Origin of the sequence: Robertmurraya sp. DFI.2.37, assembly GCF_029211245.1 — a bacterium.
GTDB classification, from domain to species: Bacteria; Bacillota; Bacilli; order Bacillales; family Cytobacillaceae; genus Robertmurraya; species Robertmurraya methanolica_A.
In genome coordinates this window covers 1-1,105 of sequence record NZ_JARGEJ010000140.1, presented here as the reverse complement: position 1 = coordinate 1,105, position 1,105 = coordinate 1, and the positions used below count along the sequence as shown (strand labels likewise).

1 protein-coding gene is annotated in these 1,105 nt (G+C 32.4%); it reads left to right on the top strand.

Going from position 1 to position 1,105, the window contains the following annotated elements:
- Nucleotides 1-394: 394 nt before the first annotated feature.
- The gene (locus PZE06_RS25775; protein WP_151026307.1) at nt 395-1,048 is read left to right on the top strand and encodes a Type 1 glutamine amidotransferase-like domain-containing protein; all 654 of its coding nucleotides are present in this window, start codon (nt 395-397) and stop codon (nt 1,046-1,048) included.
- Nucleotides 1,049-1,105: the final 57 nt, after the last annotated feature.

Here is a 1,105-nt window from a genome sequence, read left to right as displayed (position 1 = left end):
CGTTTGTATCCAAGATTTCCATTCAAATATTCGGTAACAATCTTTATTTTAAATTCCTCACTATATTTGGCCATAATAATACCCCCAGAAGTTAGATTTATTACTCTAACTTCTGGGGGTCGGTACCTTTCTGGGCTTTACTTCTTATATGAACGTTTTTGTTACGGTAATTATATAAAAAAGTCTATTTTATAAAAATTATTTTATTCCATAATCGGGCCAGATTCTTGAACAAGAGAAGGAAATATTAGAATGTGAATCGAATCTCCTTAAGGGACTTTATTGAATAAGGATCTTAAAAATTGGATATTTATATTAAAATCGATATAAGGTTTAAGAATGACATTAGAACAGAATTTAAAACAATAAAATTTTTTGGTGGTGCCATTTGGTTATGAGGTTAGTTGTAATAGGTGGAGGTTTTGTAAAACATTTTGACAATTTTCATATAAATAAGAGGATTGTAGAATTGGTCGGTAAAGTAAATCCTAAGGTTCTATTCATACCTACAGCAAGTAACGATGATGAAGGTTATATAAAAGAGTTTAAAGACACGTTTGAGAAACAATTGAGTTGTCAAGTTGAAGTACTACGTTGTATAAATGAAAATCCAAATGAAAGTCAAATAATCGAGTTATTCAGATCCTCTGATCTTATGTACCTCGGTGGTGGTAACTACGTTAATATGATGAAGCATTGGAAAAAGTACAAAATCGACCATAAGTTAGAAGAAGCACTCAATTCCGGAACTTTAATTGCGGGTATTAGTGCAGGTGCTATCTGTTGGTTTAAGAGTGGAATTCGTTCAAATTATGAAGGAGAAGGATACATAGAAAGTTCTGGGTGGCAAATTATTAATAAAATTTTTTGTCCTCACTATAATCAAAGAGATAGAGCTGAGGCTTTGCATTCAATTTTATTAAATGGTAATAGAACTGAGGATACAATCGCTTTAGAAGACGACAGTGCTTTGTATTTTAGGGTTTGTCAAGAAAAGTGTGTAAGTTATTCTAGATACTTCTTTACACGATTCTTCAGGTGGTCATGAATTAACAGTTGATTCATGACCATAGCCCATTGTTGGATATGTCCGCCTTCCCATTTC

Coding starts and splice junctions, on each gene's coding strand:
- PZE06_RS25775 (WP_151026307.1), top strand. CDS start 395: ATGAGGTTAGTTGTAATAGGTGGAGGTTTTGTAAAACATTTTGACAAT.